Origin of the sequence: Streptomyces sp. NPDC058534 (assembly GCF_042717365.1) — a bacterium.
Classification (GTDB): domain Bacteria; phylum Actinomycetota; class Actinomycetes; order Streptomycetales; family Streptomycetaceae; genus Streptomyces.
Window position 1 is genome coordinate 11,262 of record NZ_JBHXNW010000117.1, and the last position, 8,908, is coordinate 20,169.

Below are 8,908 nucleotides of genomic sequence, written 5' to 3' on the forward strand. Positions count from 1 at the left end.
TTATCGGTCGGCGGGGGTCGGTGTCGCTCTCCCGCGCGCCCGGCCGCGCGCGCGGGGGGGGGGGCGCCGCGGGGGGCGGCCCCGCGCCCGCCCGCCCCCCGCGGCCCCCCCCCCGACCCGGCGGGCCCGGCGGACACGAAGGCCCAGCTCAGCTACGCCGAGGTGTGACGTAACACTGGTGACATGAGGCGGAACCGAGCCTGTCACGCACCGTTGACAGGCTCGGTCGGCACGCGAGTACGCACATGGGCGTGAGGATCGGAGCGCGGCGAGCGATGGACGACGAACAGCAGCGACCTGACCACGGGCCCCTGGCCGGATTCACCGTGGGTGTGACCGCCGCCCGCCGGGCCGACGAACTGGGCGCGTTGCTCCAGCGGCGCGGTGCCGCCGTCCAGCACGCGCCGGCGCTGCGGATCGTGCCCCTCGCCGACGACAGCGAGCTGATGGCCGCGACGAAGCAGCTCATCGACCAGGCGCCGGACGTCGTCGTCGCCACCACCGCCATCGGGTTCCGGGGCTGGGTCGAGGCCGCCGACGGCTGGGGGCTCGGCGACACCCTCCTGGAGCGACTGAGCGCGGTCGAACTCCTGGCGCGCGGGCCCAAGGTCAAGGGCGCGGTCCGGGCGGCGGGACTGACGGAGCGGTGGTCGCCGTCGTCCGAGTCCATGGCCGAAGTCCTCGACCGGCTCCTGGAGGAGGGCGTCGACGGCCGCCGGATCGCCGTACAGCTGCACGGCGAGCCGCTGCCGGGGTTCGTGGAGGCGCTGCGGGAGGGCGGCGCCGAGGTCGTCGGGGTGCCCGTGTACCGGTGGCTGCCGCCGGAGGACCTCGGCCCCGTGGACCGGCTGCTGGACGCCGCGGTGTCGCGGGGTGTGGACGCCGTGACCTTCACCAGCGCGCCCGCCGCGTCCTCGCTGCTGGGCCGCGCCGAGGAGCGAGGTCTGCTGCCCGAGCTGCTCGCGGCGCTCGGCCACGACGTGCTGCCGGCCTGCGTCGGACCGGTCACCGCGGTGCCGCTCCAGGCGCACGGTGTCGACACCGTCCAGCCCGAACGCTTCCGGCTCGGCCCGCTCGTCCAGGTGCTGTGCCAGGAACTCCCGGCCCGGGCCCGCGCCCTGCCGGTCGCCGGGTTCCGGCTGGAGATCCGCGGGCACGCGGTGCTCGTCGACGGGGAGCTGCGGACCGTACCGCCGGCCGGCATGTCCCTGCTGCGGGCGCTGTCCCTGCGGCCCGGCTGGGTGGTGTCCCGCGCGGACCTCCTGCGCGCCCTGCCGGGCACCGGCCGCGACGAACACGCAGTCGAGACGGCGATGGCCCGCCTGCGCACGTCCCTCGGCACCCCGAAGCTGATCCAGACGGTGGTCAAGCGCGGCTACCGCCTGGCCCTGGACCCGGCCACGGACGCCAAGTACACGACGGACGAGTGACGGGCCGCAGCGACGGCCGCGTGTCACGGGTTGTGCGCCGGGCCGTGGCGCCGGGCCGTGTGGCGCGGGCGCCCTGCGAAGGCTGTGCGTGGCGGGCCGTGGCGAGGGGCCACGTGCCACGTGTGGCGGGCCGTGGCGACGGGTCGCGTGTGACCGGTGACGGCTGACGGGGTGTGCGGGCGCCGGACGCGGCCCGGGTGCGCGGGCGCGCGCGTACGCGCCCACGCGGCACCGGTACGAGGGGTTCCGGGCGCGAGTGCGGGCAGGCACTGTAGAGGGAGCGGTCCACCTGCTCCCCTTCCCAGCCCGTACCTCGGCGGGCCACCCCCAGGCGGTGACAGGAACATGGCAATGAGTACGGCCACCGACCCGTACGCGATGCGCTTCGACACCGGGCGGATCTGCCTGGACCTCATCGCCACCACGCATCCCGTCGAGCGCCTCGGCTCCGTGGTCGTGCTGCGCGCCTGGATCGCCGGCTCCGGACTCGTCCCGCCCGGCACCCCGCTGGCCCACGCCGACGCCACCTGGCTGACCGGCTTCCGTGAACTGCGCCGCGAGACCGCCCGGTTGGTGCGCGCCCGCCCGGTACCCCGCACCCGCCGCTACGACCTCGCGCTGGCCCGCGTCAACGACCTGGCCCTGGCCGCGCCCCCGGCCTCGCGCGCGGTGCACGGCGAGGACGGCGCGCTGACCCGGGAACTGACCGGGCCGCCGCAGTGCGCGGCGCTGCTCGGCGCCCTTGCCCGGGACACCGTGGAACTGCTCACCGACCCGGTCGCGCGGGCGGGCCTCAGGCAGTGCGAGGGCGACAACTGCCCGATCCTCTACGTGGACACCTCCCGCGGGCACCGCAGGCGCTGGTGCTCCAGCGAGGTCTGCGGGAACCGCGAGCGGGTCGCCCGGCACCGCCGCCGCGCCGCCCTCGCCCGATAAGTACGGCCACGCCCCGTTCGTCACGCCGCCCCGGGAAATCTGTCATCTCACTTTGAACACGCCGCACTTCGCGTCCGTACCGAATGGGCGAGCGACCGACTGGGGGAACCCCCGGACATCGGAGGTGGGCGTGCGCAAGGATTCCGTCGTGGCCAGTGAACGTGGTGCGAGGGCCCGACATCGCATGTCCCAATCGTCCTCGGAACCCGACGAGGAGCTGATGCGCGCGCTCTACCGCGAGCACGCCGGCCCCTTGCTGGCCTATGTGCTGCGACTGGTCGCGGGGGATCGCCAGCGCGCCGAGGACGTCGTCCAGGAGACGCTCATCCGTGCCTGGAAGAACGCCGGTCAGCTCAACCGTGCGACCGGATCGGTACGCCCCTGGCTGGTGACGGTCGCCCGGCGCATCGTCATCGACGGCCACCGCAGCCGGCAGGCCCGGCCGCAGGAGGTCGATCCGTCGCCGCTGGAGGTCATCCCCGCGGAGGACGAGATCGACAAGGCGCTGTGGCTGATGACGCTGTCGGACGCGCTCGACGACCTGACCCCGGCTCACCGTGAGGTCCTCGTCGAGACGTACTTCAAGGGGCGTACCGTCAATGAGGCGGCGCAGACACTGGGCATACCCAGCGGCACCGTTCGCTCCCGGGTTTTCTACGCCCTGCGTTCGATGAAACTGGCACTGGAGGAGCGGGGGGTGACGGCGTGATGAGCGGGTACGGGGGAGTTCAGGGGTTCGGTCCGGGGGATACGGGTAATTCTGTCCCCATGCAGGGATCACCGGCACCGAACGAACACGAGACCGTCGGAGCCTATGCCCTCGGGATTCTCGACGACGCGGAAGCAACCGCTTTCGAGGCACACCTCGCCACCTGTGAATGGTGCGCCCAGCAGCTCGACGAGCTGGCCGGGATGGAACCGATGATGGCCGCGCTCGCGGACCTGCCCGGTGCCGGTACGCCGGCCATCGCCGAGTCGCTCACCGCCAAGCCGAGCCCGCGGCTGTCCGAGAAGCTCGTCGACGAGGTCGCCGAGCGCCGCGCGAGTAAGCGCCGGCGCAACTTCTACCTGGTGGGCACCGCCGCCGCGCTGATCATCGGCGGCCCGTTCGCCGCCGTGGCGACCACGGGCGGTGGCGGTGGCGACGACGACGGCGGACGGAAGACCGAGGCGTCGCAGCCGACCGGCAGCCCCGCCGAGTCCGCCTTCGCCGCCATGCCCGACCGGGTCACCGCCACCGATCCGGCCACCGAGGTCAGCGCCACCGTGGCCCTCCAGAAAAAGGCCTGGGGCACCGAGGCGGTCCTGGAGCTGAAGAACGTCAAGGGGCCCGAGAAGTGCTCCCTGATCGCCGTCGGCAAGAACGGCGAGCGGGAGACCCTCAGCTCCTGGACGGTCCCCGACTGGGGCTACGGCATCCCGGACGCCACCACCGAGAAGGCCAAGAAGCCGCTCTACGTGCACGGCGGCGCCGCCCTCGACCCCAACCAGATCGACCACTTCGAGGTCATGACCTTCGACGGCGAGCGGCTGGTCGAGGTGGACGCGTAGGCGGGTTCTTAGGCGTGCCGTGGCTTCCGGGCTCCCCTTCGCGTACCTTTGACGGCTGCCCAGCACGTCAGAAGGGGGCCCGGTGGCCGCACAGGCTCAACAGGATTCAGCGGTCGGCTCGGTGCACGACCCCGTACGGGAGGACTCCGTACGGGACCGAGAGATCAGCGTGGAACAGGCACACCTCGACCGGGTGTACCGCCGCCTGGAGGAGAAGATCCACGAGGCCGAGTTCCTCATGCACGACGCCGCCCAGCGCGGCCACGTCGGCACGCCCGGCGCGCTGGCCGAGCGCGACGCGCAGGTCTTCCGGGCCGGCATCCACCTCAACCGCCTGAACAACGAGTTCGAGGACTTCCTGTTCGGCCGCATCGACCTGCTCCTCGGCAAGGACGGCAAGAAGGGCCCGGACGGCGCGTACACGGCGGTCGAGCCCGCCGAGGGCGCCCTCGGGCCCGACAACACCGCCGACATCGCCGAGACCCTGCACATCGGCCGTATCGGCGTCCTGGACGAGGAGTACGCCCCGCTGGTCATCGACTGGCGGGCGCCCGCCGCGGCCCCCTTCTACCGGTCCACGCCGGTCGACCCGGGCCGGGTCGTCCGCCGCCGGGTGATCCGCTCCAAGGGGCGGCGCGTCCTCGGCGTCGAGGACGACCTCATGCGGCCCGAGGTCACGGCCCGCCTCGCCGGCGAGGAACTGGCCGTGGTGGGCGACGGCGCCCTGATGGCCGCGCTCGGCCAGGCCCGTACGCACACGATGCGGGACATCGTGGCCTCCATCCAGGCCGAGCAGGACCGGGTGATCCGCGCCCCCGCCGCCTCCGTGACCTACGTCGAGGGCGGCCCCGGCACCGGCAAGACCGCCGTCGCCCTGCACCGCGCGGCGTACCTGCTCTACCAGGACCGGCGCCGGTACGCCGGCGGCATCCTGATCGTCTCGCCGACCCCGCTGCTGGTGGCGTACACCGAGGGCGTGCTGCCCTCCCTCGGAGAGGAGGGCCAGGTCGCCATCCGCGCGATCGGCTCCCTGGCCGACGACGCGGCGGGCGGCGAGGCCACGCTGTACGACTCCCCGGCCACCGCCCGCGTCAAGGGGTCCTCGCGCATGCTCGGGGTGCTGCGCAAGGCCGCGCGCGGCGCGCTGGAGCCGGCCGACTCGCCGACCCTGCTGAGGGTCGTCGCCTTCAACCGCCGCCTCGAACTGGAGGCCGAGGAACTGGCCGGCATCCGCCGCACGGTCCTCGGCGGCACCGCCCCCGTCAACCTGCTGCGCCCGCGCGCCCGCCGGCTGCTCCTGGACGCCCTGTGGGGGAAGTCGGGCGCCGGGACCCGGCACAGCGACCCGGAGCTGGCCGCCGAGCTGCGTTCCTCCTTCGACGAGGACGTCAGCTCCGAGGACTCCTTCACCGACTTCCTGGACGCCTGGTGGCCGGAGCTGACCCCGGGCGCCGTGCTGGCGGCCATGGCGGACGAGCGGCGCCTCGGCCGCTGGGCGCGGCGCGTCCTGAACCCGGGCGAGGTCCGCAAGGTGGCCCGTTCGCTGCGCCGCGCGGGCCACTCCGTGCACGACGTCGCCCTGCTCGACGAACTCCAGGCGGTCGTCGGCACCCCGGCCCGCCCCCGCAAGCGGCGCGAGGCGGACCCGCTGGACCAGCTCACCGGCCTGGACGAGCTGATGCCGCAGCGCGAGGAGACCCAGTGGGAGCGCGCCGAGCGGCTGGCGCAGGAACGCACCGAGTACGCGCACGTCATCGTCGACGAGGCGCAGGACCTCACCCCGATGCAGTGGCGGATGGTGGGGCGCCGCGGCCGGCACGCCACCTGGACCGTCGTGGGCGATCCGGCCCAGTCCTCCTGGTCCGACCCCGACGAGGCGGCCCAGGCCCGCGACGAGGCCCTGGGCAGCCGCCCGCGCCGCCGCTTCGAGCTGACCGTGAACTACCGCAACCCGGCGGAGATCGCCGCACTGGCGGCCAGGGTGCTCGCCCTCGCCATGCCGGGCGCCACCTCGCCGTCGGCCGTGCGTTCGACCGGCGTGGAGCCGCGCTTCGTCGTCGCGGAGGACTCCCTGTTCGACACCGTCCGCGCGGAGGCGGCCCGGCTGCTCGACCTCGTGGACGGCACCGTCGGCGTCGTGGTCGCCATGAACCGGCGCGAGGAGGCCCGGCGCCGGCTGGCCGGGCTCGGCGACCGCGTGGTGGCGCTCGGCAGCCTGGAGGCGAAGGGTCTCGAGTACGACGCCACGGTCGTCGTCTCCCCGGCCGAGATCGCCGACGAGTCGCCCGCCGGGCTTCGGGTGCTGTACGTCGCCCTGACCCGGGCCACCCAGCAGCTCACGGTGGTCTCGTGCGAGCGTGACGAGCCCGACGCCCGAGGGGTGCCGGACCTGCTCCGCGACTGAGGCGGACGTGCGAGAGGCCCGCGCCGTGGGACGTGGGACGGCGCGGGCCTCTCGTCTCTTCGTTTAGGTGGCACCGACCCGCCATGCTCGCCTCGCGGCAAGTGGTCGCTCGTAGCGACGAAGGTTGGGCCCGGGGGCTTGGATCGAGCCGGTGCCACGTCCAAGGTAACAAACGATCCCCGCAAGGCAATTCCCGTCCCGCGGGTTCCTTCGCGGGCCGCTCGGCGTGTTGCGATGGCCTCTTTCCTCGGCGCGCAACTTCTCGTATGGTGGAAGTCGTTTTCCGAAAGTGGCTCGCGAACACAAAGTTCGCAATCCGGGGCGGCTACCGCGTACTCAGTGGTAGGTGCGACGATCGGACGGCACAACCCAGTTACACGGTGAAAGCAGAGGAAGTCGGCCATGGCAACGGCGCCCAGCGTCTCCTACTCGATGACGGTCCGGCTGGAGGTGCCCGCGGGCGGAACCGCCGTCTCGCAGCTCACCACCGCGGTGGAGTCCGCCGGGGGCTCCGTCACCGGCCTCGACGTCACGGCCTCCGGCCACGACAAGCTCCGCATCGACGTCACCATCGCGGCGGGCTCGACCTCCCACGCCGACGAGATCGTGGAGCAGCTGCGCGACATCGACGGCGTCAGCCTGGGCAAGGTCTCGGACCGTACCTTCCTGATGCACCTCGGCGGCAAGATCGAGATGGCGTCGAAGCACCCCATCCGCAACCGTGACGACCTCTCCATGATCTACACGCCCGGCGTCGCCCGCGTCTGCATGGCGATCGCCGAGAACCCCGAGGACGCCAGGCGCCTCACCATCAAGCGCAATTCCGTTGCGGTCGTGACGGACGGCTCGGCGGTGCTGGGCCTGGGCAACATCGGCCCGAAGGCCGCGCTGCCGGTGATGGAGGGCAAGGCGGCCCTGTTCAAGCGGTTCGCCGGCATCGACGCCTGGCCGCTCTGCCTGGACACCCAGGACACCGACGCGATCGTCGAGATCGTGAAGGCCATCGCCCCGGGCTTCGCCGGCATCAACCTGGAGGACATCTCGGCGCCCCGCTGCTTCGAGATCGAGGCCCGGCTGCGCGAGGCCCTGGACATCCCCGTCTTCCACGACGACCAGCACGGCACCGCCATCGTCGTCCTCGCCGCCCTGACCAACGCCCTGCGTGTGGTGGGCAAGGGCATCGAGAACGTACGGGTCGTCATGTCCGGCGCCGGCGCGGCCGGTACGGCCATCCTCAAGCTGCTGCTCGCGGCCGGTGTGAAGAACGCCGTCGTCGCCGACATCCACGGCGTCGTGCACGCCGGGCGCGCCGACCTGGTCGACGCGGCGCCCGAGTCGGCGCTGCGCTGGATCGCCGACAACACCAACCCCGAGGGCCTCACCGGCACCCTCAAGGAGGCCGTGCACGGCGCCGACGTCTTCATCGGCGTGTCGGCCCCCAACGTCCTCGACGGCGGCGACGTGGCCGCCATGGCGGACGGCGCGATCGTCTTCGCGCTCGCGAACCCGGACCCCGAGGTCGAACCGGCCATCGCCCGCCAGACCGCGGCGGTCGTCGCCACCGGCCGCTCGGACTTCCCGAACCAGATCAACAACGTGCTGGTCTTCCCGGGGGTGTTCCGCGGTCTGCTGGACGCCCAGTCCCGCACGGTCAACACCGAGATGATGCTGGCCGCCGCGCACGCCCTCGCGGACGTCGTGACCGAGGACGAGATCAACCCGAACTACATCATTCCGAGCGTCTTCAACGACAAGGTCGCCGGTGCCGTCGCGGGCGCCGTGCGCGAGGCGGCGAAGTCCGCCGGAGTGGTGGCGTAGGTTCCCCCGCTGGGGGCAGGCGGTCCGTGGCGTGGTGGTGAGGATCACCACCAGCGGCCGCTCCACCGGCGCGTCGCGCGGCGGCGGGCCTTGCATCGCCCTCTAGTGTGGCGCAAGGCTCAGGCCCTCTCATCGTGTGACTCCCAAGGGTGTTCTCACGACTCCTGGGGGTGCCGGATTGGCTTTACCGCCGCAGGTGGAGGCAGGATGCCTCCCTGGGCGCGAGGGTCTGACGACCGACCCGGGTCCGGGGAGTGTCCGAGGCCCCTGGCAGCATCGGCATCGCTGTGCCCAACATGCGGCTCCGCCGCGTGGCACGCCTCAACGGCAAGAAGAACACGGGAGTAACAACATGAACCGCAGTGAGCTGGTGGCCGCGCTGGCCGACCGCGCCGAGGTGACCCGCAAGGACGCCGACGCCGTGCTGGCCGCGTTCGCCGACGTCGTCGGCGACATCGTCTCCAAGGGCGACGAGAAGGTCACGATCCCCGGCTTCCTGACCTTCGAGCGCACCCACCGTGCCGCTCGCACCGCCCGCAACCCGCAGACCGGCGAGCCGATCCAGATCCCGGCCGGATACAGCGTCAAGGTCTCCGCGGGCTCCAAGCTCAAGGAAGCCGCCAAGGGCAAGTAAGCGCTCCGCTTGGAGTGCCGGGTGACTGCGGGCCGTCGTATGACCGCGGGCCGTATGTGGCTGGTCGCGCAGTTCCCCGCGCCCCTTTGGGGCGCACAGCACAACGCCGATGGGGCGGTCATCCGGGATCCGGGT

General features: G+C 72.7%; 7 protein-coding genes. All 7 read left to right on the forward strand.

Translation table 11 applies throughout. The annotated features are described in order from the left end of the window. Positions 1-275 precede the first annotated feature (275 nt). The 7 genes from ACFWR9_RS40170 to ACFWR9_RS40200 all read left to right on the forward strand — a co-directional run bounded on the left by ACFWR9_RS40170 (position 276) and on the right by ACFWR9_RS40200 (position 8,773). Positions 276-1,430, forward strand: a complete 1,155-nt coding sequence (locus ACFWR9_RS40170) for a uroporphyrinogen-III synthase (RefSeq protein WP_383851896.1) — start codon at positions 276-278, stop codon at positions 1,428-1,430. Positions 1,431-1,775: 345 nt separating this feature from the next. Continuing rightward, a complete protein-coding gene (locus ACFWR9_RS40175; protein ID WP_383851885.1) occupies positions 1,776-2,366 on the forward strand; it encodes a CGNR zinc finger domain-containing protein in 591 nt (196 codons plus the stop codon). Between the two features lie 184 nt (positions 2,367-2,550). Continuing rightward, entirely contained in the window at positions 2,551-3,075 is a 525-nt protein-coding gene (locus ACFWR9_RS40180; protein ID WP_007450155.1) for a sigma-70 family RNA polymerase sigma factor, read from the forward strand. Positions 3,076-3,134: 59 nt separating this feature from the next. Next, positions 3,135-3,917 carry a zf-HC2 domain-containing protein gene (locus tag ACFWR9_RS40185; RefSeq protein WP_383851888.1) on the forward strand — a complete coding sequence of 261 codons (783 nt, stop codon included), beginning with the start codon at positions 3,135-3,137 and terminating at the stop codon, positions 3,915-3,917. Positions 3,918-3,999: 82 nt separating this feature from the next. After that, positions 4,000-6,321 (forward strand): HelD family protein, encoded by a 2,322-nt coding sequence (locus tag ACFWR9_RS40190; RefSeq protein ID WP_383851890.1) that lies wholly within the window; start codon positions 4,000-4,002, stop codon positions 6,319-6,321. Positions 6,322-6,723: 402 nt separating this feature from the next. After that, positions 6,724-8,139: an NAD-dependent malic enzyme gene (locus tag ACFWR9_RS40195; protein ID WP_383851893.1), complete on the forward strand. Its 1,416-nt coding sequence runs from the start codon at positions 6,724-6,726 to the stop codon at positions 8,137-8,139. A gap of 352 nt (positions 8,140-8,491) precedes the next feature. Continuing rightward, on the forward strand, positions 8,492-8,773 hold the full coding sequence (locus ACFWR9_RS40200) for an HU family DNA-binding protein (RefSeq protein WP_003990598.1): 282 nt from the start codon (positions 8,492-8,494) through the stop codon (positions 8,771-8,773). Positions 8,774-8,908: the final 135 nt, after the last annotated feature.

Coding starts and splice junctions, on each gene's coding strand:
- ACFWR9_RS40170 (WP_383851896.1), top strand. CDS start 276: ATGGACGACGAACAGCAGCGACCTGACCACGGGCCCCTGGCCGGATTC.
- ACFWR9_RS40180 (WP_007450155.1), top strand. CDS start 2,551: ATGTCCCAATCGTCCTCGGAACCCGACGAGGAGCTGATGCGCGCGCTC.
- ACFWR9_RS40195 (WP_383851893.1), top strand. CDS start 6,724: ATGGCAACGGCGCCCAGCGTCTCCTACTCGATGACGGTCCGGCTGGAG.
- ACFWR9_RS40200 (WP_003990598.1), top strand. CDS start 8,492: ATGAACCGCAGTGAGCTGGTGGCCGCGCTGGCCGACCGCGCCGAGGTG.
- ACFWR9_RS40175 (WP_383851885.1), top strand. CDS start 1,776: ATGGCAATGAGTACGGCCACCGACCCGTACGCGATGCGCTTCGACACC.
- ACFWR9_RS40185 (WP_383851888.1), top strand. CDS start 3,135: ATGCAGGGATCACCGGCACCGAACGAACACGAGACCGTCGGAGCCTAT.